Annotated in this window: 21 protein-coding genes and 1 tRNA gene; 15 read left to right on the top strand and 7 right to left on the bottom strand. The window is 59.5% G+C overall.

Translation table 11 applies throughout. The features are described from left to right. Positions 1-361 precede the first annotated feature (361 nt). Complete coding sequence (locus tag ACR0LZ_RS14085) at positions 362-4,000, bottom strand: vitamin B12-dependent ribonucleotide reductase (protein ID WP_480750474.1); 3,639 nt, start codon at positions 3,998-4,000, stop codon at positions 362-364. A 747-nt stretch (positions 4,001-4,747) separates the two neighbouring features. Between ACR0LZ_RS14085 and ACR0LZ_RS14080 the strand changes: the two genes are divergently transcribed. Then, positions 4,748-4,987, top strand: a complete 240-nt coding sequence (locus tag ACR0LZ_RS14080) for a hypothetical protein (protein WP_480750473.1) — start codon at positions 4,748-4,750, stop codon at positions 4,985-4,987. Positions 4,988-4,995: 8 nt separating this feature from the next. Here ACR0LZ_RS14080 and ACR0LZ_RS14075 read toward each other — a convergent pair. The 4 genes from ACR0LZ_RS14075 to pdxH all read right to left on the bottom strand — a co-directional run bounded on the left by ACR0LZ_RS14075 (position 4,996) and on the right by pdxH (position 6,848). Continuing rightward, positions 4,996-5,072: transfer RNA gene (locus tag ACR0LZ_RS14075), tRNA-Pro, on the bottom strand. 43 nt (positions 5,073-5,115) lie between these two features. Beyond that, on the bottom strand, positions 5,116-5,583 hold the full coding sequence (locus ACR0LZ_RS14070) for a DUF192 domain-containing protein (RefSeq protein ID WP_480750472.1): 468 nt from the start codon (positions 5,581-5,583) through the stop codon (positions 5,116-5,118). 10 nt (positions 5,584-5,593) lie between these two features. Further along, on the bottom strand, positions 5,594-6,121 hold the full coding sequence (locus ACR0LZ_RS14065; protein ID WP_480750471.1) for a cold-shock protein: 528 nt from the start codon (positions 6,119-6,121) through the stop codon (positions 5,594-5,596). Positions 6,122-6,242: 121 nt separating this feature from the next. Beyond that, entirely contained in the window at positions 6,243-6,848 is a 606-nt protein-coding gene (gene pdxH / locus ACR0LZ_RS14060; RefSeq protein ID WP_480750470.1) for a pyridoxamine 5'-phosphate oxidase, read from the bottom strand. Positions 6,849-6,983: 135 nt separating this feature from the next. Between pdxH and fabI the strand changes: the two genes are divergently transcribed. The 6 genes from fabI to ACR0LZ_RS14030 all read left to right on the top strand — a co-directional run bounded on the left by fabI (position 6,984) and on the right by ACR0LZ_RS14030 (position 13,564). Continuing rightward, positions 6,984-7,790 (top strand): enoyl-ACP reductase FabI, encoded by an 807-nt coding sequence (fabI, locus tag ACR0LZ_RS14055; RefSeq protein ID WP_480750469.1) that lies wholly within the window; start codon positions 6,984-6,986, stop codon positions 7,788-7,790. Positions 7,791-7,795: 5 nt separating this feature from the next. Next, complete coding sequence (gpt, locus tag ACR0LZ_RS14050) at positions 7,796-8,305, top strand: xanthine phosphoribosyltransferase (protein ID WP_480750468.1); 510 nt, start codon at positions 7,796-7,798, stop codon at positions 8,303-8,305. A gap of 75 nt (positions 8,306-8,380) precedes the next feature. After that, the gene (locus ACR0LZ_RS14045; protein ID WP_480750467.1) at positions 8,381-9,556 is read left to right on the top strand and encodes an aminotransferase; all 1,176 of its coding nucleotides are present in this window, start codon (positions 8,381-8,383) and stop codon (positions 9,554-9,556) included. Between the two features lie 79 nt (positions 9,557-9,635). After that, on the top strand, positions 9,636-11,477 hold the full coding sequence (locus ACR0LZ_RS14040; protein WP_480750466.1) for a peptidylprolyl isomerase: 1,842 nt from the start codon (positions 9,636-9,638) through the stop codon (positions 11,475-11,477). A 12-nt stretch (positions 11,478-11,489) separates the two neighbouring features. Beyond that, entirely contained in the window at positions 11,490-13,001 is a 1,512-nt protein-coding gene (gene trpE / locus ACR0LZ_RS14035) for an anthranilate synthase component I (RefSeq protein WP_480750465.1), read from the top strand. Positions 13,002-13,015: 14 nt separating this feature from the next. Beyond that, on the top strand, positions 13,016-13,564 hold the full coding sequence (locus tag ACR0LZ_RS14030) for a HutD/Ves family protein (protein WP_480750464.1): 549 nt from the start codon (positions 13,016-13,018) through the stop codon (positions 13,562-13,564). A gap of 20 nt (positions 13,565-13,584) precedes the next feature. Here the strand turns inward: ACR0LZ_RS14030 and ACR0LZ_RS14025 are convergent, their stop codons facing one another. Next, the gene (locus ACR0LZ_RS14025) at positions 13,585-15,060 is read right to left on the bottom strand and encodes a divergent polysaccharide deacetylase family protein (protein ID WP_480750463.1); all 1,476 of its coding nucleotides are present in this window, start codon (positions 15,058-15,060) and stop codon (positions 13,585-13,587) included. A 196-nt stretch (positions 15,061-15,256) separates the two neighbouring features. On the opposite strand from ACR0LZ_RS14025, the gene ACR0LZ_RS14020 reads away from it, so the two are divergent. From ACR0LZ_RS14020 to lexA, 6 genes are all read left to right on the top strand, one after another. Further along, complete coding sequence (locus tag ACR0LZ_RS14020) at positions 15,257-15,838, top strand: anthranilate synthase component II (RefSeq protein ID WP_480750462.1); 582 nt, start codon at positions 15,257-15,259, stop codon at positions 15,836-15,838. Next, the gene (gene trpD, locus ACR0LZ_RS14015) at positions 15,835-16,854 is read left to right on the top strand and encodes an anthranilate phosphoribosyltransferase (protein WP_480750461.1); all 1,020 of its coding nucleotides are present in this window, start codon (positions 15,835-15,837) and stop codon (positions 16,852-16,854) included. The genes ACR0LZ_RS14020 and trpD overlap by 4 nt, the downstream gene beginning before the upstream one ends. Continuing rightward, entirely contained in the window at positions 16,851-17,663 is an 813-nt protein-coding gene (gene trpC, locus ACR0LZ_RS14010; protein WP_480750460.1) for an indole-3-glycerol phosphate synthase TrpC, read from the top strand. The genes trpD and trpC overlap by 4 nt, the downstream gene beginning before the upstream one ends. Further along, positions 17,663-18,136, top strand: coding sequence for a cyclic pyranopterin monophosphate synthase MoaC (gene moaC / locus ACR0LZ_RS14005; protein WP_480750459.1), 474 nt, complete (start codon positions 17,663-17,665; stop codon positions 18,134-18,136). The genes trpC and moaC overlap by 1 nt, the downstream gene beginning before the upstream one ends. Then, a complete protein-coding gene (locus ACR0LZ_RS14000; protein ID WP_480750458.1) occupies positions 18,133-19,305 on the top strand; it encodes a molybdopterin molybdotransferase MoeA in 1,173 nt (390 codons plus the stop codon). Before moaC ends, ACR0LZ_RS14000 begins: the two co-directional genes overlap by 4 nt. A gap of 78 nt (positions 19,306-19,383) precedes the next feature. After that, positions 19,384-20,082, top strand: a complete 699-nt coding sequence (lexA, locus tag ACR0LZ_RS13995; RefSeq protein ID WP_480750457.1) for a transcriptional repressor LexA — start codon at positions 19,384-19,386, stop codon at positions 20,080-20,082. 7 nt (positions 20,083-20,089) lie between these two features. Here the strand turns inward: lexA and ACR0LZ_RS13990 are convergent, their stop codons facing one another. After that, entirely contained in the window at positions 20,090-22,105 is a 2,016-nt protein-coding gene (locus ACR0LZ_RS13990; RefSeq protein WP_480750456.1) for a ComEC/Rec2 family competence protein, read from the bottom strand. Positions 22,106-22,182: 77 nt separating this feature from the next. On the opposite strand from ACR0LZ_RS13990, the gene gltX reads away from it, so the two are divergent. Continuing rightward, positions 22,183-23,583: a glutamate--tRNA ligase gene (gene gltX, locus ACR0LZ_RS13985; RefSeq protein WP_480750455.1), complete on the top strand. Its 1,401-nt coding sequence runs from the start codon at positions 22,183-22,185 to the stop codon at positions 23,581-23,583. Positions 23,584-23,705: 122 nt separating this feature from the next. Continuing rightward, the gene (locus tag ACR0LZ_RS13980; protein WP_480750454.1) at positions 23,706-25,001 is read left to right on the top strand and encodes a citrate synthase; all 1,296 of its coding nucleotides are present in this window, start codon (positions 23,706-23,708) and stop codon (positions 24,999-25,001) included. The last annotated feature ends 45 nt before the right edge of the window (positions 25,002-25,046 follow it).

Raw genomic sequence — 25,046 nt, 5'->3', positions numbered from 1 at the left:
CGGAAAAACCGAAAAGTGGCGCGATCTGGCCGATCATTTCGGGTTGAAAACAGAAAAAAGGGGGCCGAAGCCCCCTTTTCGAGTTTCGCCGTCCAGGCTCATTACATTGACCGCCCGGTGTTTTTTTGCCTGCGGCCTGGACGTCGTCCAGGGCGAGCGCACCCGCCCCATGTGAGAGTGGGAAGGACCGATATTCCGTCCCACCCTGTTCCGGCCGAACATGGGCATGTTCCGCCGAGTGGGATGACGCGTCACGGGTAAGTCTTGGACTTGACTGTCATCCCGGGTGTGGTCGGGACCGGATCACCGAGGGAGATCCAAGCCCCTACACGCCGTCGCCGGCGCGATTCAGTTTAGTGGGTCACGAGCACCCGCTCGTGGATCCACAGGTGTTGCACTTCATGCAGGTGCCGTTGCGCACCAGCGTGTAGTTGCCGCATTCGCCGCAGGGGTCGCCCTCGTATCCCTGCATCTTGGCCTTGGTGCGGGCGTCCATGCCAGTTGCGGTCACGGTTTCGCTGACCACGACGGTTTCAGTCGCCTGCGCCTTGAACCCGGCCGCCGGCTCAGCCATGCCGCCAAAGGCGCTGGCACCGCCGTTGAACACCACCAGTTCTTGCGGCAACCGCTTGCGCAGATATCCCGTCGAACTGATTTGTTTCAGCACTTCCAGTGACTTGGAAGCCGCACTTTCACTAACCTCGGCAATGTTAGAGACGTTTTCATCCTCGCCCCGGCCCAGATCGTCAAAGGTGGCGCCTTCGGGCTTTACATGGGCCAGATCGGTGCGGTCGAGATAGCTGACCGCCAGTTCGCGGAAGATGTAGTCAAGGATCGACGTTGCGTTCTTGATCGAGTCGTTGCCCTGCACCATGCCTGCCGGTTCGAACTTGGTGAAGGTGAAGGCGTCAACGAACTCTTCCAGCGGAACACCGTATTGCAGGCCGACCGACACGGCGATGGCGAAGTTGTTCATCATCGCACGGAACCCGGCACCTTCCTTGTGCATGTCGATGAAGATTTCGCCAAGCTGACCATCTTCGAACTCGCCCGTGCGCAGGTACACCTTGTGTCCGCCCACGATCGCCTTTTGGGTATAGCCCTTGCGGCGATGCGGCAGCTTTTCGCGGTGGCTGCGGATGATTTCCTTGACCACCACCTTTTCGATGATCTTTTCGGCCAGCGTCACCGCTTTTTCCTGAGGCGAGCCGCTTTCCAGAATTTCGGCGGCTTCATCGTCGTCCTCGACCAGGGCCGCGGCCAGCGGCTGGCTGAGTTTTGAGCCGTCGCGATAAAGCGCGTTGGCCTTGATCCCCAGCGACCACGACAGCTCATAGGCTTTTTGACAATCCTCGATGGTCGCGTCATTCGGCATGTTGATCGTTTTCGAAATCGCGCCTGAGATGAAGCTTTGCGCAGCAGCCATCATGGTGATGTGGCTGTCGACATTGAGGAAACGCTTACCCTTCTTGCCGCAAGGATTGGCGCAATCGAAGATCGCATAGTGCTCGGGCTTCAGGTGCGGTGCACCTTCAAGGGTCATGGTGCCACAAACGTGGTCGTTGGCGGCCTCGATATCCTTGCGGGTAAAGCCCAGATGGCGGAGCAGATCGAAGGTCGGGTCGTTCAGCTTGGCCGCAGGAATGCCCAGAACACCGGTGCAGAACTCTTCGCCCAGTGTCCACTGGTTGAACACGAACCGGATGTCAAAGGCCGATTCCAGCGCTTCGTCCACCTTGCGCAGCTCGTTCGGGCCAAAGCCGTGGCCTGTCAGCGAAGTGTGGTTGATCCCCGGCGCGTTGCCGATGGTGCCGTGCCCGACGGCGTAAGACACGATTTCCTCGATCTGGGCCGAGGTGTAGCCCAGTTTCTCAAGCGCGGAGGGAACCGAGCGGTTGATGATCTTGAAATAACCGCCGCCGGCGAGTTTCTTGAATTTGACCAGCGCGAAATCCGGCTCGATCCCGGTGGTGTCGCAATCCATCACCAGCCCAATCGTGCCCGTCGGCGCAATCACCGTGGCCTGCGCGTTGCGATAACCGTTCTGCTCGCCCAGGCTCAGCGCTTCGTCCCAGGCGGACATGGCCAGATCAATCAGGCGCTTGTCGGGGCAGTTGGCATGATCCAGCGGCACCGGCTTGACGGCGAGCTTTTCGTAACCCTGGGTCACGCCTTGCGCCGCACGGCGGTGGTTGCGGATGACGCGCAGCATGTGATCGGCGTTTCGTTCGTAACCGGCGAATGGCCCCAACTCGCCCGCGATCTCTGCCGAGGTGGCATAGGCAACTCCGGTCATGATCGCGGTCAGCGCGCCACAGATCGCGCGGCCTTCGACCGAGTCATAGCTGTAGCCCATGTTCATCAGCAGACCGCCGATATTGGCGTACCCCAGACCCAAGGTACGGAAATCATAGGACAGTTGCGCGATTTCCTTGGACGGGAACTGCGCCATCATTACCGAGATTTCCAGCGTCAGCGTCCAGAGGCGAGCTGCGTGCATATAGTCGTCGGCCTGGAACACGCCATCCTTGAGGAAGGTCAGCAGGTTCATCGACGCCAGATTGCAGGCGGTGTCATCAAGGAACATGTACTCGGAACATGGGTTCGAGCCGCGGATCGGGCCGTCTGTCGGGCAGGTGTGCCATTCATTCACGGTGTCATGGTACTGGATGCCCGGATCGGCGCAGGCCCAGGCGGCATGGCCGACCTTTTCCCACAGATCCCGCGCCTTGACGGTCTTGGCGACCTTGCCGTTGGTGCGGTTGATCAGCTCCCAGTCGGCATCTTTTTCGACCGCGGTCAGGAATGCGTTGGTGACGCGGATCGAGTTGTTCGAGTTCTGTCCCGAGACAGAGCTGTATGCCTCGCTGTCCCAGTCGGTGTCATAGGTCGGGAATTCGATGCTGTCGTGGCCCTGCTTGGCGTAATCCAGCACGCGCTTGATGTATGTTTCCGGGATCGCGACCTTTTTCGCTTCGCGGATCGCGGTTTTCAGGCTGTCGTTTGTATTGGGATCATAAGCGTCATCAGCTGTGCCGTCCCAGCTGCGGATGGCCTCGAAGATACCGTTCAGCATCTTTTCGTGCATTTTCGATCCGGCTACGATCGAGGCCACCTTTTGCTCTTCGATCACTTTCCACTCGATAAACTGTTCGATGTCGGGGTGGTCCGCATCGACAATCACCATCTTCGCTGCCCGACGGGTGGTCCCGCCTGATTTGATCGCGCCCGCTGCGCGGTCGCCGATCTTTAGAAAACCCATAAGACCCGAGGACTTGCCACCGCCAGACAAAGCCTCGCCTTCGGCGCGCAGGTGGCTGAAGTTGGTGCCCGTGCCCGAGCCATACTTGAACAGGCGCGCCTCGCGCACCCACAGATCCATGATCCCGCCTTCGTTCACGAGGTCATCATCGACCGACTGGATGAAACAGGCGTGCGGCTGAGGATGCTCGTAGGCGGATTTCGATTTGGTCAGCTTGCCGGTCTTGTAGTCGACATAGTGGTGCCCCTGCGCCGGGCCATCGATGCCATAGGCCCAGTGCAGTCCGGTGTTGAACCATTGTGGGCTGTTAGGTGCGGCGCGCTGGGTCGCCAGCATGTACCGCATCTCGTCGAAATAGGCGCGCGCATCGTCCTCGGTCGAGAAATAGCCGCCTTTCCAGCCCCAATAGGCCCAGGCGCCTGCGAGACGATCAAAGACCTGCTTGGACGATGTCTCACCTTCGAACTCGGCTCCGTCGTCCGGCACCGAACGCCAGAGGAATTCGGGGACGTCCTTTTCCTTGACCTTCTTCAGCCGCGACGGGACGCCGGCCTTGCGGAAGTATTTTTGTGCAATCACATCGCTGGCGACCTGGCTCCAGCGGGCAGGAACTTCGATGTTGTCGAGACGAAAGACAATGGTGCCATCCGGATTTCGGATTTCGGAGGTTGCGGACACAAAATCCAGATCCGCATATGCATCCTGACCGGTCTTGGTGAATTTTCTTTCAATCTTCATGTCCGCCGCCCTAGCTTCTCAATCAACATGTCCCCGACCGATCGGCCGAATTATCTTCCTGCGGGTGCTTGCCCACCCTGGGAACCGGTTCGAGACGCCAAAGAATTCCCGGCGCTGAAATTCACAGCGCGAAGTCGATCACCGACCACACGTTTCCTTGAATTGCTTTCCGTCCCTTGCCCGTTGCCTTTCTGGTCATTACCTACCAGATTTAGTGGCAACGCATCCGGCCCACACAATTTGGCGTATATATCCATAGAAGGTCAACGCCATTTTTGGCCCAAATTCGAATCTTTTTTGTTGACCCCCCAATTCACTCTCGCCCGGCCCGGCGACGTATCCGATTCCTCCACAAGTTGTTCACAGGCCAATACGACCGTGTCCAAACGCCTTCTGCGATTTTTTTCTTTGTTTTCAGGTCGGGTTATGTCGCGTACTGTTCGTGGCAGATACCGTCGAAGGCTCTGACAGGGTTCCGGGAATCACTATCGCCTGGCGATGCGGATGGTTCCATGCGCGGTTGATGACCTGTGACCTGAATTGGACCGTCGACCCATGCGCGCAGTTTGTTTCCCCTTGTTCATGACCTTGATCGTGGCCTGTGCACCACAAGATATAGAGACATCGCGCAGCGCTTCTTATCCGGAATACCCCGAATCTCTCATCCGGGCGTTCGAGGCCGCATGTTCGGACACGGGCGAAAGAATTCTTCGCCCCAGCCGCACCTCAATTGAGTGCAGACAGTTGATGCCGCCCCAAACGACGGCCTATCTCATCCTCACATATGACGGCACGCCCGAGAAATTGCCGGAAAGCGTGATGCGCATGAGTGTCACCGAAATATCCGGCGGTCATCGGGTCGATACCGAGTTTTTTCTGGATATCCCGCGCAAGGATCGTGGCGTAACACGGGTCAGGATCGAAAGCGACAGGTTGGATCGAAAAGTTGCGCGACTGCTGCGGGCAACTGGTGGAACTTCTCTCTGACTGAAGTGTGGTCGGGGCGGCAGGATTCGAACCTACGACCCCCTGTACCCAAAACAGGTGCGCTACCAGACTGCGCCACGCCCCGGACCGTGCGCCTTCCTAGCGATGTGTTTCTGATTTGAAAAGACCTAACAGGGCCAGATTGCGGGCCCACCCGAAAAAATTTCGTGCCGCAAGCGGGTTCCCGGCGAAATTCCATAACGACGGGCCAGCCCAGCATTGATTTCGAACACCGCATATATGTCATCACCGCCAAAGATCGCGGTTTCGTCATGGGGGATTGCGTTCTCGTGAACCCGTTGCACGATACCGGTTCGATCAACGAAAATCATATCCAGCGGAATCAACGTATTCTTCATCCAGAACACGACCGGTTGCGGCGGGTCGAACACGAAAAGCATGCCCGAGCGATCCGGCATCTCTTCGCGGAACATCAGACCTTTGGACCGTTCCTGAGGTGTCACGGCAAGTTCGATGTTGAAGCGGATCTGAGAGGTGTCGTTCTTGAGGTCAAGCACCGTCGGCGCGCATTGCGCCAACGCGGTTTCGGCCCGGAGCGCCAGAAACAGCCCCAAAAACAGGAGTAGTTTCTTCAACACCGCGGAATCAATGGTCGACGGCCGCTTCCCAGGCCAGAACCTGGGCCGCCATTCGACCACGTTTACCGTCGATCACCCGCATGGCAAGCGCTTCGCCCGGCTGAAGATCGGAAAGCCCCGAACGGCGCAGGACTTCGATATGCAGAAACACATCCTCGTCGCGACCGAATACGTTGGCAAAGCCAAAACCCTTGCCCTTGTCGAACCATTTCACACGCGCGGCTTCCAGCGGCGCCTGTTCAATCGCATCCGGTGAAAGGTCTGCAAAATCGGAAAGCAGCATCGATTCGGCCCGTTCGGGCGGTGCGATGGCAACAACCTCGACGGCTTGCACACCCCTGTCGGTGCGGTGGGTCATAATCTCAATGCCCGCACCGTCGGCGACCGAACTCTGGCCAAAGTTCCTAAGTACGTTCACGTGCAACAAGATATCCGGCCCGCCTGCGTCGGACACGACAAATCCGTACCCCTTGGCGGGGTCGAACCATTTTACGTGTCCGCGGACTCGTTGCATGTTGTTCAAATCTTCCGGCACTTGCTTCCCAACGTGACTTCTGCCCATCCCATAGGCTGACGATGTGTATGGAATTGGTTGGTAAATTCAAGCTGAAAAACTCTAGCCTTTTCAGCGTTCTGCATTTCACGACACGCAAACGTCATGGATTTAACCTCTGCACTAACCACTCTGACACCATATCCTGTCGACGCCATACGAACCGATCATGCAACCGAAACGCGCCATCTGCCCAGAACTCGATTTCAGTCGGGACCAACCGGTATCCGCCCCAAAAGGGAGGGCGCGGTGGATTGGGACCCAGCTTTGCCGTCACCTTCGCCACTTCTGCCATCAGGGCCGCACGGCTGGACAATGGTTGCGACTGGCGCGAGGCCCATGCGCCCAATCTGCTCTTGAGGGAGCGCGAAGCGTAGTATTCGTCAGCCATTGGCCCCTCTTCGCGGGAAATGGTTCCACGAACGCGAATCTGACGTCGCAGTGATTTCCAGTGTATCACAAAGGCCGCTTTTCCGGCAGTTTCCAGTTCCTTCGCCTTGGCGCTTTCATAATTCGTATAAAAAACAAACGCATCAGGCTCGATATCTTTCAGGAGAACCATGCGCACATTCGGCAGGCCACTCGAATCCACGGTGGACAGCGCGATCGCGTTCGGATCGTTCGGTTCTGACTGTTCGGCCTCGTGCAGCCACCGGCCCGCTATTTCAAACGGATCGGCACCGGCAAAGATGCCATCACGCTCGCTCATTTCCATCCCCTTGAACGACTTGGCGGTGACCCTACGGCGAGAACTCCGCTCAAGCAATAGCCAGCGGCCTTGAAGCAATCAGACCAATGGCATAAACCACATCAACACAACGCGACGACAGGCGGAGAACCGAACATGTCAAATCAGTTGATGGCCGGCAAGCGCGGCCTCATCATGGGACTGGCCAATGACAAATCCATCGCGTGGGGCATCGCCCGCGCCTTGTCCGAGGCCGGGGCCGAGCTTGCATTCTCTTACCAGGGGGATGCATTGAAGAAACGGGTCGATCCGCTGGCCGCACAGCTTGGCAGTGAAATTGTCCTGCCCTGCGACGTGAGCGACGAGGACTCGATCGATGCTCTTTTTTCGGCATTGGGTGAGAAATGGGGGCAGCTGGATTTTGTCGTGCATGCCATCGGATTTTCCGACAAGAACGAATTGCGCGGGCGATATGTCGATACCAGCCGGGCCAATTTCAAACTGACTATGGACGTGTCGGTCTATTCCTTCACCGCCGTTATGCAGCGCGCCGAAAAGCTGATGACTGATGGCGGCAGCGCAATAACGCTGACATATTACGGTGCCGAACAGGTGATGCCGCATTATAATGTCATGGGCGTTGCCAAGGCAGCGCTTGAAGCATCGGTGAAATACCTGGCCGAGGATCTGGGCAAGGATGGAATCCGCGTCAATTCGATCTCGGCCGGCCCAATCAAGACGCTTGCCGCATCCGGCATCGGCGACTTCCGCTATATCATGAAGTGGAACGAGTATAACTCGCCGCTGCGCCGCAACGTAACAATCGATGACGTAGGCAAGTCGGCGCTCTATCTGCTCAGCGATCTCAGCAGCGGCGTGACCGGTGAAAACCTGCACGTGGATTCGGGTTATCACATCGTCGGCATGAAGGCCGTCGATGCGCCCGATGTTGAAAAGGGATAACCGGCATGAGCGCCAAGGATCGACTGCCGCACGAAAAGGGCTTTCACATAAGCTGGGACCAGATTCACCGCGATTCCCGCGCACTGGCCTGGCGCCTGGACGGGCAAGGCCCGGATGACGGCGCGTGGCGCGCTGTGGTGGCAATCACCCGTGGCGGCATGGCGCCCGCGATGATCGTCAGCCGCGAACTGGATATCCGCACGGTCGACACGATCAGCGTCAAGTCCTATCACCATCAGGCCCAGGGTGAAGCCGAAGTGCTGAAATCGCCCGATGGCGATTTGATGGGGGATGGTGAAGGCGTTCTGATCATCGACGATCTGGTGGACAGTGGCAAAACGCTGGAGCTCGTGCGCAAGATGTATCCCAAGGCACATTTCGCAACCGTCTACGCCAAACCCAAAGGCCGCCCGATGGTGGATACCTTCATCACCGAGGTAAGCCAGGACACCTGGATCTTTTTCCCGTGGGACATGGCCCTGCAATATGTCGAGCCCTATCGCGGCACGGATTGAAACCGAGACGCGCCCAACCGGGCGCGTTTTTTTGGACCATCGGCGCATACCGAAACACTCCAGGACGGATTCACAATGACACAGACCCGAACCGCCGCTACATTCGCGCCGCCGGTCATGGAAGCGCGTCGCTGGATACAAGGGGTCGAATTTCCAGCGGACCGACCGCTGATCAATGTCAGCCAAGCAGCCCCGGTCGACCCTCCACCCGAACCATTGCGTCGCGCCATGGCCGAGTTTGCGATCAACGAGGATGGCGCCCACCTTTATGGTCCTGTTCTGGGCAATGACGATCTGCGCACGGAACTGGCCAGTCAGATATCTGAACACTATTGCGGCTCTGTCAAAGCGACCCAAGTCGCGATCACCAGCGGCTGCAATCAGGCGTTCTCTGCCGCGATTTCCGCCATTACCGGTGAAGGCGACGAAGTGATTCTGCCTACGCCTTGGTATTTCAATCACAAGATGTGGCTTGATATGGCGGGCGTTCGCGCGGTGGACCTGCGTACCGGGGATGATTTGCTGCCCGATCCCGAACAGGCGCGGTTGCTGATCACGGACAAGACCCGGGCAATTTCGTTGGTGACACCCAACAATCCCGGCGGCGTCGAATACCCGGCGGAGTTGGTGCGCGCCTTTTACGATCTTGCCAGGGAATACGGCATTCGCTTGCTGGTGGACGAAACCTATCGCGATTTCGACAGCCGCAGCGGCGCACCGCACGACCTTTTCACCGACCCCGACTGGGACGAAACGCTGGTGCATCTCTATTCCTTCTCCAAGGCCTATCGTCTGACCGGCCATCGCGTCGGGGCTTTGGCCAGCAGCCCAGCCTTGTTGGCCGAAATCGAAAAATTCCTGGATACGGTTGCGATCTGCCCCGGCCAGATCGGTCAGTTTGCAGCCCATTGGGGGATGCAGAACCTGTCGCAGTGGCTGGCCGGTGAACGTGCTGAAATTCTTGACCGCCGTGCCGCGATTACCGAAGGGATGCCTGCGCTGGAGAATAAAGGCTGGAAATTGCTGGGCCTGGGTGCCTATTTCGCCTATCTTGAGCACCCCTTCGACATGCCGTCGGACGAACTGGCACGTGAACTGGTCAGGAAGGCAGGCGTCCTGCTGCTGCCCGGCACCATGTTCATGCCTGCCCACGACAGCGCGGGCCAAAGTCAGGTTCGCGTCGCGTTTGCCAATCTGGATCGGGCCGGGATCGGACAGTTGTTCCAGCGGTTACAGGCGGTCACCTTCTGATCTTGCCCCCCGCCAGTGCGCGTCGTATTCAGGGCCGCAACGAAAAGGGCAGAATAACGCCGCAAGACTAGGGGGCATCATGGCCGCGCGCATCAAGAGCTTGTCTAAAACCTTTGTCTGGATCCTGATGGGCCTGCTTATGCTGGGTCTTGCCGGGTTCGGCGCGGTCAACCTCAGCGGCACGATCCGCACCGTGGCTCAGGTCGGGGATGAATCCATCTCGGTCGATGCCTACGCCCGAGAACTGCAGCGAGAAATTCGCGCGGTCGAGGCGCAGACAGGCCAACCCATGCAGATGTCGCAAGCACGCGAACTCGGCCTCGACCAGTTGGCACTGGCCCGTCTCGTTGCTCTTGCTTCACTCGACAACGAAGTGGCGCAAATGGGCGTGTCGGTTGGCGACGAGAACCTGCAAAAAGAGATCGTTCAGATCCCGGCTTTTCAGGGTATAGACGGATCTTTCGATCGCGAAGCCTATCGTTTTCAGCTTGAGCAGGTCGGGTTGAGCGAGGCGGAGTTCGAAGCAGACATTCGCAAGGAGACTGCGCGGACATTGGTGCAGGGCGCCGTCATGGCAGGGGTAACCATGCCGGACACAATGGTTGACACGCTGGTCGATTACATCGGCGCGCGCCGCAGCTTTACGATGGCCACCTTGGGCGCGGAAAACCTCGAAGCTCCGGTTTCTGCGCCGACCGATGCACAGGTTCAGGGTTATTACGACGAGAACCCTGATCAGTTCACCCTGCCACGCACCAAGCGGCTGACATATGCACTGCTGTCGCCCGAGATGCTGCTGGACACGATCGAAGTGGACGAGGATGCTGTGCGAAACCTGTACTCTCAGCGCGAAGCCGAGTTCCGCCAGCCCGAGCGCCGCCTGGTCGAGCGGCTGGTTTTTGGCGACGAAGAAGCCGCCAAAAGCGCTATGGCCCAGATCGAAGTGGGCGGTGCGAGTTTCGAGCAACTGGTACAGGATCGAGGCTTGGAACTACGTGATATTGATCTGGGCGACGTGACAGCTGACGATCTTGGCGCTGCGGCCGATACCGTTTTTGCAGCCGAAGTCGGCAAAGTGGTCGGTCCCCTGCCCTCCGATCTCGGCCCGGCGCTGTTCCGGATCAACGGATCACTGGCCGAACAGATCGTGACCTTTGAACAGGCCGAGGCCGAGTTGCGCGATGAACTGGCCGCTGACCGCGCGCGTCGCCAGATAGAGGCGCAATCCGAGGACATCAATGACCTGCTGGCGGGCGGAGCAACGCTTGAGGAGCTGGCAGGTGAGACCGGGATGGAGCTTGGCCAGATTGACTGGACCGAAGAAAGCAGCGATGGCGTAGCGGCTTACAACGGGTTCCGCGATGCTGCCGAAGCCGTGCAGGAAGGTGATTTTCCCGAGATCGCCTTTCTCGAAGACGGCTCGATCTTTGCGCTGCGTCTGGACGAGGAGCTTGGCCCGAGACCCGAACCGCTGGTCAGCGCACGCGACAAGGTCATAGCTGCGTGGGTGCAGGCGGAAACCGCCAAGGTTCTTGGAGAGCAGGCGAACACGGTGCTGGCACAGCTAGCGACCGACGGAGATTTCGCCGCCATCGGCCTGCCGTTCCGGGTTGAAAACGGGTTGACCCGTTCCGCCTATCTGGACGGAACTCCGGTCGATTTCATGAATCAGGTATTCGAGATGGAGCCGGGTGAACTGCGTGTGCTTTCTGGCGCCGGTACCGCCCTGATCGTGAGGCTTGACGATGTCCTGCCACCAGCGGACACCGATGATCTGAAACAGATGCGCGCGGCGTTGGGCGAACAGCTCAATCAGGCGCTGGCGCAAAACGTCTTTGACGTCTATGTGCGCGACGCTCAGACCCGCGCGCGTCCGACGCTGGATCAACGCGCCCTGAATGCCGTGCAATCCAATTTCTGACACGAGACTGACATGGCCCTGACCCCCGACTTCGAAACCTTTGCGCGCGCCTATGAGGCCGGCGAAAATCAGGTCGTCTATGCCAGGCTGGCCGCGGATCTGGACACGCCTGTGTCACTGATGCTCAAGCTGACTGGCGCGCAGAAAGACGCCTTCATGCTTGAATCCGTGACGGGTGGAGAGGTGCGCGGGCGTTATTCCATCATCGGGATGAAACCGGACCTGATCTGGCGCTGTCATGGTCAGCAATCCGCGCTGAACCGTTCGGCCCGCTTTGATGCGGATGCCTTTGATCCGCAGGACGGCAACCCGATGGACAACCTGCGCGCCCTGTTGGCCGAGAGTCGCATCGACCTGCCGGATGACCTGCCACAGGCGGCGGCGGGTCTGTTCGGCTATCTGGGTTATGACATGGTGCGTCTGGTCGAAAATCTGCCGGACGTAAACCCCGATCCGCTGGGTCTGCCGGACGCGGTGATGATGCGCCCTTCGGTTGTGGCGGTGCTCGACGGGGTCAAGGGCGAAGTCACGGTGGTCTCGCCCGCATGGATCAGCGAGGGGCAAACCGCCAAGGCAGCATATGCCCAGGCCGCCGAGCGGGTGATGGACGCGGTTCGCGATCTGGAGCGCGCCATGCCCGCCGAAACGCGTGATCTGGGCGAGGCACAGGAAGTCGCTCCGCCGGTGTCGAATTTCACCAAATCCGGCTATATGGAGGCGGTCGAAAAGGCCAAGGAATACATCCGCGCAGGAGACATCTTTCAGGTGGTTCCGGCGCAGCGCTGGACACAGGAATTCCCGCTGCCTCCTTTTGCGCTCTACCGTTCGCTGCGGCGCACCAATCCGTCGCCCTTCATGTTCTATTTCAACTTTGGCGGCTTTCAGGTCATTGGTGCATCGCCCGAGATCCTTGTGCGGGTTTTTGGCAGCGAGGTGACCATCCGCCCCATCGCGGGCACCCGCCCCCGCGGCGCCACCCCCGAGGAGGACCGCGCACTCGAGGCCGATCTGCTGGCGGATCAAAAGGAACTGGCCGAACACCTGATGCTGCTGGATCTGGGTCGAAACGACACCGGACGCATCGCCAGGATCGGCACAGTTCGCCCGACTGAAAAGTTCATCATTGAACGCTACAGCCACGTGATGCACATCGTGTCGAACGTCGTTGGTGAACTGGCCGAGGACAAAGACGCGCTGGATGCGTTTTTTGCTGGAATGCCTGCAGGCACCGTTTCCGGTGCGCCCAAGGTGCGCGCGATGGAGATCATCGACGAACTGGAGCCGGAAAAGCGCGGCATCTATGGCGGCGGGGTCGGTTATTTCTCGGCTGGCGGCGACATGGATATGTGCATCGCCCTGCGTACCGCCATCGTGAAGGATCGCAAGCTCTATATCCAGGCAGGCGGTGGTGTTGTCTATGACAGCGACCCCGAGGCGGAATATATGGAAACCGTGCACAAATCCAACGCGATCCGCCGCGCTGCTGCAGACGCGTCCCGGTTCACGGGTAATGGCAACCGGTGACATCCGGTTCGGGCATGCAGATATTCACGCCAGATCAGTACGTTACGTCGCAGTGGAAAAACGGTGGTGGCATCACGCATGAAATTGCGCGCGGTAATCAGGACGGTCACCTGCTCTGGCGGCTGAGTCTGGCTGAGGTCGACCGGGACGGGCCGTTTTCGGTTTTTCCGGGCCTGCACCGCATTCTCACGGTTGTCTCGGGCGCCGGAATGGTCTTGGAAGGCGTACAGGGGAACCTGCCTGCGCCACCTTTTTCACCGCTCACTTTTTCAGGTGATATTGAACTTTGCGGAAGGCTGCGGAGTGGGCCGGTACGAAACTTCAATCTAATCTTTGAGCCCACCCGGCTTTGTCCCCGCGTCACGTGTCACAGTGGGCCGGAGCGTTTGCGTTTTCCGGACCACCCTTGTGGGGTGTATATGGTTTCGGGGCAGGCTGGCATCGGCAGTATCAAACTGAAGTCCGGGTCCTTCGTTCTTGAACCGAACGATGACGTTGCATTGGATCCGGGCGCAACGGCACTGTGCGTCGAATTGCGAGCCGTGAATTCACCAAAGAATTGAGAGCACCCGCCAGTCCTGCATCACCCCCCGGCCCCGCTTTTCAGAACCGCTGAGACCGGCGCCAGAGAAACCCGGCTCGCGCGGTCCTGGAGGCCCCAAAGCACCAGCGCCGAGATAGTGTCAGGGCGCACCCGACCCAACATGATCACGGAACCTTCCTGCCCGGCCCGGAATGCCGCCTGATCCAGAAAACGCCGCATCACCTTGGGCTCCTGACCCGCACCGTCAAAATCCCGGAACACAACTGCCGAGGGAACGCCGTTACGCGCCGCCAGTTTCTGTGCGGTGTTCAGGCCATTGTCCTGCATGACCACTCCGCGCCCGGTGCCGCCCGCAATGGCCGCGACCTGTTCGGCAAGGTCCCGGTTGCCCTGAACACCGGTCAACGTGCCTTCGAGAATGCCGACCGTTTCGGGCAAGGTTTCAAGCCAGACCGCCAGCGAAACCTCGGCATCTTTTGCGGTCGCTTCCAGTGGCATATCGGTCATCATCATGACTTCGAAACCGGCCGTCCGGTAACGGGCCATTTTTTCACTGGCTTCCGGATCGACCGGGCTGATCGCAAAGGTAAGTGGATAGGGAAAGTCCGCCAATGCCTCGGCACCCAAGGACCCGATATCGTCGATCAGAACGATTGCCATCAACGGCCGACCGCCCGGATTTTCAAAGTCAGCGGCATATTCCTCGATCGGTGGACCGGCCGCTTCCTGTGCCGTTGCTCCGTCGGACTGTTGTTGCGGTTCGTCGTCCCGTTCAGTCAGCGGAACCACCGGCGTGCCCACGCCTGACGCGGTAGAGGCCGCATCATCGCCTCCGATCTGCGGTAACTCACGCACCTTGGGGAGATCGGGCGTTTCAGGTACCGGTTGTTGTTCCGGCTCTTTTTGTTCTGCAGAAAAGTCGGGCTCAGCGTTTTCCGGCTGCAGGGCCGCCACTTCGGTGTCGGCCTCGGGCAACTCAGTCTCTGCTGTCGGAACAGACAATGGTGCGGGAATATCATTCTGTCGCGGCTGAATTTCCGCCACCTCAGGTGCTTTTTCGGGCGACGGCTGCGCAGGGCTTTGATCAACCTGAACCAACTCGACGTCATGCTGGGGGAATGTTGGCAGGGCAGCCGGCTGGACCGGTTCGACCGGCGCCACCGGCGCAACGTTTACGGCGACGTCTGTCGAAATCTCCGGCGAGGTGATCGCATTGGTATCTGTTGCAAGTTCCGGGCGTGAAATCGGCGTTTTGTCTGTCTCTTCGAGAACCGTGACATTATCGTCGCCCACCGGCTCCGGGTCCAGAGCGCGCGGTGCAAGCTCCACCACATCGGCATCCGCCCCGGCCTTGTCCACCGTCTCGTCTGTTGATGCTTGCTCGACCGAAGCGGGGACCGGTGTGACGCTGCCCACTTCGGGGTTGCGCGCCATCGGAGACGTCAGCGACAGATAAACCCCCGCGCCCACCAGCATGGCCGCGCCTACTAGAACCCCTCCCAGAAAACCTTGCATCTCTGCTTGCCCCTATCCTGGTCTGTCGCCAATTCCGGTTTCACCGCGTTATGCGGCCCTGACCTGCGCGGATGCAAGGGACGTAAGTGCCCTTGACGCTGCCGCACAAGCCTGAGCATGTATGTCCCGAACATTGTAATGTGGCCCGGGACCGCAACGCCAGTCCCAATATGCCCAAGTCAAGACACGTACCAAGATGCTGCTGCTGATCGACAACTACGACTCGTTTACCTACAACCTCGTTCATTATCTCGGAGAGTTGGGCGCCGAGATGGTCGTGCGCCGAAATGACGCGCTGGATGTACAGGAGGCGATGGCGATGAACCCGGCGGGCATTTTGCTCAGCCCGGGCCCCTGTGATCCCGATCAGGCAGGCATTTGTCTCGCCCTCACCGAAGCTGCCGCGGAAACACGAACACCCTTGATGGGCGTCTGCCTTGGCCATCAGACAATCGGTCAGGCTTTTGGCGGCAAGGTGGTGCGTTGCCATGAAATCGTTCACGGCAAGATGGGAATGATGCATCACACCGGCAAGGGTTTGTTTGCTGGCCTGCCCTCTCCGTTTGAAGCCACGCGGTATCATTCCCTGGTGGTCGAGCGCGAAAGCCTGCCGGATTGCCTGGAAATCACCGCCGAGCTCGAAGATGGAACCATCATGGGCCTTCAGCACAAGGAACTTCCGATCCACGGCGTACAGTTCCACCCCGAATCGATTGCCTCCGAGCATGGTCATGCTTTGCTCGAAAACTTCCTGAAAGAAATGAAAGTCCCTGCATGAGCGATGCGCTGAAACCGCTGATCGGGGCGGCCGCCGACCGCGCCCTGACCCGGGCCGAGGCCGAGGCCGCCTTTTCCATCCTGTTCGAAGGCGAGGCCACGCCCAGCCAGATCGGCGGATTGCTGATGGCCATGCGCACCCGGGGCGAAACGGTGGATGAATACGCCGCCGCCGCCGCCGTGATGCGAGCGAAATGCCACGCCGTAAAAGCGCCCCAGGGCGCGATGGACATTGTGGGGACCGGGGGTGACGGCAAGGGTACTCTGAACATCTCGACGGCCACGGCCTTTGTCGTAGCTGGCGCGGGGGTGACGGTTGCCAAACACGGAAACCGCAATCTCAGCTCGAAATCGGGTGCGGCGGATGCGTTGGGACAGTTGGGTATCAACGTGATGGTTGGCCCGCAAGTAGTTGAAAAAGCGTTGAATGAAGTCGGAATCGGGTTCATGATGGCGCCCATGCACCATCCGTCGATCGCCAATGTGATGCCAACCCGGCAGGAACTGGGCACGCGCACGATTTTCAATATTCTGGGGCCTTTGACCAACCCTGCAGGTGTCAAGCGCCAGTTGACCGGGACCTTTAGCCGCGACCTGATCCGCCCCATGGCCGAAACACTAGGCGTTCTGGGGGCAGAGCGCGCTTGGCTGGTTCATGGTTCGGACGGCACCGACGAATTGACCATTACCGGTGTCAGCTGGGTTTCCGCATTGGAAGACGGGACGGTCAAGGATGTTGAGTTGCATCCCGAAGATGCCGGGCTTGCCGTACACCCTTTCGAAGACATCCTTGGCGGCACGCCAGAGGAGAACGCAGTCGCCTTCCGTGCGCTTCTGGATGGCGCACCCTCGGCCTATCGCGACGCGGTGTTGCTGAACGCGGCTGCGGCACTGGTTGTGGCCGACAAGGTTAGCGACTTGCGCGACGGCGTTGCCATGGCGGCTGAGAGCATCGACAGCGGCAAGGCAAAGGAAAAGACCGCCGCACTGGCCCGAATTACACAGGAAGGCGCATGACCGAGACGATACTGGACAAGATCAAAGCCTATAAGCTTGAAGAAGTTGCCGCTGACAAAGCACGAAAATCTCTGCAAGAGGTCGAGGCCGAAGCACGTGATGCCGACGCGGTTCGCGGTTTCGCCAAAGCGCTGACAACTGCGGCCCGATCCGGGTACGGGTTGATTGCCGAAATCAAAAAAGCCAGTCCATCCAAAGGGTTGATCCGTGCAGACTTCGATCCTCCTTCCCTGGCTCAGGCGTATGAAGCCGGCGGGGCTTCCTGTTTGTCGGTGTTGACCGATACGCCCAGCTTTCAGGGTGCAAAGGAATACCTGACGGCAGCACGTGCTGCATGCGACCTGCCCGCATTGCGCAAGGATTTCATGTATGATCCCTATCAGGTCGCCGAAGCACGGGCGCTTGGGGCGGACTGTATTCTGATCATCATGGCCTCGGTCGACGATGGGCAGGCGGCAGAGCTGGAACAGACCGCCTTTGATTGGGACATGGACGTTTTGATCGAGGTGCATGATGAGGCGGAACTTGAGCGTGCGACCGACCTCAAAAGCCCGTTGATCGGAATAAATAACCGCAATCTCAAGACCTTTGAGACCACTCTTGATACGACGCGCAGATTGTCGAAACTTGTTCCGGTCGACCGGATGATTGTGTGTGAAAGCGGCCTGAACACGCCAGAGGATCTGGCCGATATCGCCCGCTATGGTGCGCGCAGCTTTCTGATCGGGGAAAGCCTGATGCGCCAGGAAGATGTTGCCGAGGCGACGCGCAGTCTGCTGGCCAACCCTCTGGTGCGAGGTACGATGTAATGTCACTCACGCATTTTGATAGCAAGGGCGACGCTCATATGGTGGACGTCTCGGACAAGGCGGTGACTGACCGGGTGGCCGTAGCCGAAGCTCACATCAAGATGGCGCAGGAAACCTTTGAAATCATTTCAGAAGGTCGCGCAAAAAAGGGTGATGTTCTGGGCGTCGCTCGGCTTGCGGGCATTATGGGGGCAAAGAAAACACCGGATCTGATCCCGCTTTGCCATCCGCTGCCGGTTACGAAGGTTGCCGTCGAACTGACGCTGGACCCTGGACTTCCCGGCGTGCGCATCGAGGCAACGGTCAAGACATCTGGCCAGACAGGCGTCGAGATGGAGGCGCTGACGGCTGCTTCGACAGCCGCGCTCACCGTGTATGACATGGCCAAGGCCGTCGATAAGGCGATGGAAATCGGCGGTATACGCGTTCTTTTGAAAGATGGTGGAAAATCCGGTCGTTACGAGGCGAAATGATTACGGTAGACGAAGCCCGCTCTCTGCTGTTCGATCTGGTTTCGCCATTGCCAACCGAACCCGTTGGCCTGACGGATGCTGCCGGGCGTGTTCTGGCAGAAGATGTCTCGGCAACCCGCGATCAGCCCCCGTTCGCGGCTTCATCGATGGACGGGTATGCCGTCAAATCCGCAGAGGTCGAACTGCACGCGATGTTCAAAGTGGTTGGCGAGGCGGCAGCGGGCCACCGTTTCAGCACCACTGTGGGCGCGGGTCAGGCGGTTCGCATCTTTACCGGCGCCCCGATGCCCAACGGCGCGGATTTCGTTGTCATTCAAGAGGATGTCGATCGCCGTGGAGATCTGATCACCATTTCACGTGATCCCGGTACCAAGTCGAATGTCCGCCCCGTCGGCATCGATTTCGCAAAAGGAACAATAATTCAGGCACCTCGCGTTCTGCGGGCCGAGGATGTCGCCCTGATGGCGGCCATGAATATCCCGGAAGTTCCGGTTGTGAAAAAGCCCGAGATTGCCCTGATCTCGACCGGGGATGAGTTGGTCATGCCGGGTGAAATCCCCGGCCCCGATCAGATCATCGCGTCGAACACGTTTGGCCTCAAGGCGCTGCTTGAAGGGGTCGGGGCACATGTCCGCATCCTGCCGATTGCCCGCGATACGATATCCTCGCTGGAGACCGCGTTTGGATTGGCCAAAGGGGCCGATCTGGTTGTCACCATCGGCGGCGCATCCGTAGGCGACCACGATCTGGTTGCCGATGTAGCCGCCGGACTGGGCATGGAGCGCGCGTTCTACAAGATCCGAATGCGGCCCGGAAAACCGTTGATGGCCGGGCGCATCGGGCAGACGCCAATGGTCGGCCTGCCGGGCAACCCGGTGTCGGCAATGGTTTGTGGCTATCTGTTTCTCGCGCCCATGGTGCGGCGCATGCTTGGCCTGTCGGATGTCGTGCCCGCCTTTCGCCGCGCACGCCTTGCCGCGCCGCTGTCCCGGAATGGACCGCGCGAGCACTATATGCGCGCCACGATCGACGAAAACGGCATCCGCGCCTGCGACGATCAGGACAGTTCTCTGCTCAGCGTTCTGGCCCGCGCCGATGCCCTGCTCGTGCGACCACCGGACGATCCCGCACGTAATGCCGGGGCCCAGGTCTTGTATCTCCCATTGTAGAACTGGCTCATATCCGTTGACACAAAACGTGAACATGCGTAGAACAAAAGCAAACGCATGAACGACGAGGTATGAGCGATGCTGACAAAGAAGCAGTTGGATTTGCTGGAATTCATCCACAAGCGCCTGCAACGGGATGGCGTGCCACCCAGTTTCGACGAGATGAAAGAGGCGCTGGATCTCAGGTCCAAGTCCGGCATCCATCGTTTGATCACGGCGCTGGAAGAACGCGGCTTCATCCGCCGCCTCGCGCACCGCGCCCGCGCCATCGAGATTGTAAAACTGCCCGAGAGCCTGGGCGGCGAACCAACGACCGGGTTCAAACCCCGTGTAATCGATGGCGACCGCCCGGAAGGGCCGCGTCCCGCAAATGTCGAACCGGTCGTGGCTCATGCGCTCGAGGTGCCTGTCATGGGCCGGATCGCCGCCGGTGTCCCGATCGAGGCGATCAGCCATGTCTCGCATCAGGTCGCGGTTCCGGGTTCCATGCTATCCGGCAAGGGACAGCACTACGCGCTGGAGGTGCGCGGCGACTCGATGGTTGAAGCCGGGATCAACGACGGCGATGTCGTGGTGATCCGCGAAACCTCGGTCGCCGACAACGGCGACATCGTCGTTGCGTTGGTCGAGGATCAGGAGGCCACTCTGAAACGCTTTTTTCGCCGAGGCGCCACCATCGCGCTGGAGGCCGCGAACCCCGCCTATGAAACCCGCGTCCTTCCTGCCGACAAGGTCAAGGTGCAGGGACGGCTGGTCGGGCTGATCCGAACGTATTGATACCTGCCTACGGTGACCAAAGCCGCGCTCCCGAAAGCGCGCGGCTTTGTTGGATCTGACCGCCGGAAATCGCCAGGCTCCCCGTCATGGACAACTTGGCCGGATCGAACAAAAGGCAATCGCCCGAAAGGTTTAGTGGAACCTGAGAGACAACGATCTGTTTCTCCGAGCACGTGGTGAGTCCACCGGCCATCTTTTTGCCGGTAATGTGGACAAGCTCGACATCGCCAAGATCAATCCGGCGCAGCATGTCCTCATCCTGAGGCCAGCGTAGCGCCGCCTGTTGCTGGTCTGCCCCATCCCCGTCGTTCTCCAGCCAAACCGACGCAATGAATCCCGCTCCGCGCGCCTTGCTGAGTGCGCGCCCTTCTGGTGTCATCACGCCGACCAAGGCTCCGGTATCCGCCACAAGAATTTCGGGCCGCTGCCCCTGCCCCCACAAGGACAGCGCGGCGACCACGCCGACTGCACCAAACCAGCGGAAGCGCCCCTGCCACAGGATCAGGAATAACGCGGCCAGAGCCAGCGCAGGCAACACATAGGTCGGTGGACTGACGACATAACCCCTTGCGCCGTCAAGCGTGGAAATCCACTCCGCAACGGCCAGTATCCAGCGCAGGCCGACCCCCATCAGCCCCAAACCGATCCATTGCAGTCCAAACGGAGCCAGCAACGCCGCCAGAACCGCCGCCGGGATGACAAGGCTTCCCATCACAGGAACGGACAACAGGTTTGCCAACAGGCCAAAATGTGCCAGCGCATTGAAATGCGCCGCCGCGACCGGCGCCGTCGCAAGGCCGGCGACCGCCGAAGACAAGACCAGCGCAAAAACAGACCGGAACGGACCGCGCATCACCGCGATCTCAGAGTTCCGGAGCGCGCCAAACACGGCGACCAGTGCGGTGGTCGCGGCAAAGGACATCTGGAAACCGGGGCTGAGCAAAGCCTGAGGTTGCAGGACCAGCACGATCGTGGCCGCAACCGCCACCGCCCTTAGCGATATTGCGCGACGGTCCACGAGGATTGCACATAACATGACTGCCACCATGACATAGGCGCGCTCGGTCGCGACGCTGCCGCCTGAAAGCAACAGATAGGCGGTGGCGGCCCCCAGCGCCAGCACAGCGGCAATCTTTTTGACCGGCACGCGCAACGCCAGTGCGGGAATCAGGGACAGGGCGATACGTGTGGCGGAGAAAATAAATCCGGCCAGCAACCCCATGTGAAGCCCGGAAATTGCAAGCAGATGGGCCAGATTGGATGCCCTGAGCGCATCCAGCGTTTGCTGTCCGATCGCGCTCCGGTCTCCGGTGGTCACGGCAGCTGCAAACCCACCGAGATCCCCCGGCAACTCGGTTCGAATGTGATTGGAGATCGCGGTCCGCACCGCTGATATCCGAACACCTTCCCGCCCCATTCCGGGCGGCGAAGCAGTCAAGACCGGCACGCGCGTATACCCTACGGCCCCGAGGCGCTGAAACCATGCGTGACGACGAAAATCAAATCCGCCGGGTTCCACCGGCCCTTGCGGCGGCGACAGATGTCCGGTCGTCATGATCCTTTGGCCCGGTACCAGCGGCACGGTGCCACCGTGCAGGGAAATTCGGATGCGCGCGGGGCGCTCCCCCTCCGGTACACCGTTGAGGCGCACCTGATCGAGCGTTACCCGCAGCGCATCCGAAGCAGACCGATCCAGGCCTACGACCCTCCCCTCTATGGGGCCATAGTAGCGCCATTGCAGAATCGGCTCTGCCACGTTGTGCGCGTGCGCCCCGGCAAGGATCAGACCCCCGGCCGACAGCGCCAGCGCCCATGCAATTGGTGCCCACGCGGCGGTTGCAAACCATGCAGCAAGAAGCGAAACAAGCATCACCAGCCCCGCCCCGACGTATTCGGACGGACCGGGTTCGCGGCTCAGAGCGAAGTACCCCCCGATCCCGATGGCCAGAAAAACCGGCACCCAGGGAAACAGAAACCCGCGCTGAGCCAGCATCGCCGCCTCGACCCTTGCCAGTATGCGCATGGTTGCTCCTGCCCGCCTGGCTCGTTAGACAAGCGCAAACTAGAACCTCATTGGTTACCAAAAGGTAAACGCCAGATATGTCAGAAAAGATCGTCACCCGCTTTGCCCCCTCTCCCACCGGCTTTCTGCACATCGGAGGCGCACGCACCGCGCTGTTCAACTGGCTCTATGCCCGCGGTCGGGGCGGCAAATTCCTGTTGCGGATTGAAGACACCGATCGCGAGCGGTCCACGCCCGAGGCCACGGATGCGATTCTGCAGGGGCTGAGCTGGCTGGGGCTTGATCACGATGGTGATGTGATCAGCCAGTTCGAAGGCGCAGCGCGCCATGCCGAAGTTGCGCACGAACTACTGGCTCAGGGCAAAGCCTACAAATGCTTTGCAACACAGGACGAAATTGCGGCCTTTCGCGAACAGGCGCGGGCCGAAGGAAAATCCACGCTATATCGCAGCCCGTGGCGCGACGCCGACCCCTCGACACATCCCGATACGCCTTTCGCGATCCGGATCAAGGCGCCGCAAGATGGTGTCACGGTTATCCGCGACAAGGTTCAGGGTGACGTCACCATCCGCAACGACCAGCTTGACGACATGATCCTGCTGCGTTCGGACGGGACGCCGGTTTACATGCTAGCCGTGGTGGTGGACGATCACGACATGGGGGTCACACACGTCATCCGCGGCGATGATCACCTCAACAACGCCGCGCGCCAGATGATGATCTATGAAGCCATGGGTTGGGATGTGCCCGTGTGGGCACATATTCCGCTGATCCACGGACCAGACGGCAAAAAGCTGTCCAAGCGTCACGGCGCACTCGGGGCGCAGGAGTATCAGGCGATGGGATATCCGGCCGCGGGCATGCGCAATTATCTGGCGCGCCTGGGCTGGAGCCATGGGGATGACGAATTTTTTACCGATGTTCAGGCGCAGGAATGGTTCGACCTTGATGGTATCGGCAAAAGCCCTGCGCGCTTCGACCTCAAGAAACTGGAGAACCTGTGCGGTCAGCACATAGCGATTGCGAGTGATGCTGCGTTGCGGCAGGAGATCGAAGCCTATCTTGCCGCAGCAAATCTTTCCGCGCTTACAGCAACGCAATCAAGCGACCTTGAACGTGCGATGTATTGCCTCAAGGATCGGGCCAGAACCTTTCCGGAACTTCTTGAAAAAGCTCATTTTATCCTCACGACCCGACCAATTGAGCCAGATGAGAAAGCAGCAGCCGCCCTCGCGTCAGTATCCGACGGTATACTGAATGAATTGACGCCGCATCTGCAAAATGCTAGCTGGACGCGAGATGGACTGGAGGATAACCTCAACGCATTCGCTGAAATGCAGGGGGTCAAGTTCGGCAAGTTGGCCGGTCCCTTGCGGGCGGTGCTGGCAGGTCGGGCAGTAACGCCTTCGGTATTTGACATGATGCTTGTGTTGGGGCGAGAAGAAACCCTGGCACGGCTTTCCGATGCAGTGAACTAGGTCCCGCACCTTCGGTCGGGCAACGCTGCTCCGCAAAGACCAGGACTGCGCAGCCATGCGCAGCCGTTGCCCGCAGGTACGGACATCGGTCCGCGCCGCGTATGATTGAGGAAGGGACACCCATGACTGAAAGCCAAAAAACAGCCACTCTGACTGTACATGGTAAAAGCTTTGAGCTGCCGGTCTTTTCTCCGACTGCTGGCCCGGACGTGATTGATATTCGCAAGCTTTACAGCATGGCGGATGTGTTCACCTATGATCCCGGCTTTACTTCGACAGCAAGTTGCGACAGCACCATCACATATATCGACGGTGAAAAGGGCGAACTGCTGCACCGGGGCTATCCGATCGACCAGCTGGCCGAGAAATCGCATTTCCTTGAAGTCTGCTTCTTGCTGCTTTACGGGTATCTGCCGCAGGCTGAGGAACTCGAGCATTTCGAGACCACGATCAGCCGCCACACGATGATCCACGAGCAGATGCACTATTTCTTCCGTGGGTTCCGTCGCGACGCTCATCCGATGGCAACCATGGTGGGTGTCGTCGGTGCGATGTCCGCGTTCTATCACGACTCCACCGATGTCAATGACGAACGGCAGCGTGAAATCGCAACGCATCGCCTTATCGCCAAGATGCCGACCATTGCCGCGATGGCCTATAAATACTCTGTCGGCCAGCCGTTTATGTATCCGCGCAACGACCTCGATTATGCGTCCAATTTCCTGTACATGTGCTTTGCCGTTCCGGCCGAGGACTTTCAGGTTAACCCGATCCTCAGCCGCGCGATGGATCGCATCCTGACGCTGCACGCCGATCACGAACAGAACGCCTCGACCTCGACCGTGCGTCTGGCCTCGTCTTCGGGTGCGAACCCGTTTGCCTGCATCGCAGCCGGTATCGCCTGTCTCTGGGGGCCTGCTCATGGCGGCGCCAACCAGGCGTGCCTGGAAATGCTGGAAGAGATCGGTTCGGTTGACCGCATTCCCGAATACATCGCCCGCGCCAAGGACAAGAACGATCCGTTCCGTCTGATGGGCTTTGGCCACCGCGTTTACAAGAACTTTGACCCCCGCGCCAAAGTGATGAAGCAGTCCGCCGACGAGGTGCTGGATCTGTTGGGCGTTGAGAACAACCCCAAACTTCAGGTTGCCAAGGCGCTGGAGAAGCAGGCGTTGGAAGACCCGTATTTCATCGACAAGAAGCTGTTCCCGAATGTCGACTTCTACTCGGGCATCATCCTCGAAGCGATGGGCTTTCCGACCTCCATGTTCACGCCTATCTTCGCCTTGTCGCGTACCGTTGGGTGGGTGAGCCAGTGGAAAGAGATGATCGCCGATCCACAGAACAAGATCGGTCGTCCGCGTCAGTTGTACCTAGGCGAAACTCTTCGCGACTACGTCGACATCGAAAAGCGCTGACCGACAGAAACAGCCGGAAAAATGTCCCCGCCATCGGCGGGGCAT

The sequence above is a fragment of the Ruegeria sp. CI1 genome (genome assembly GCF_056536925.1).
This window is presented reverse-complemented; position numbering and strand designations above follow the sequence as displayed.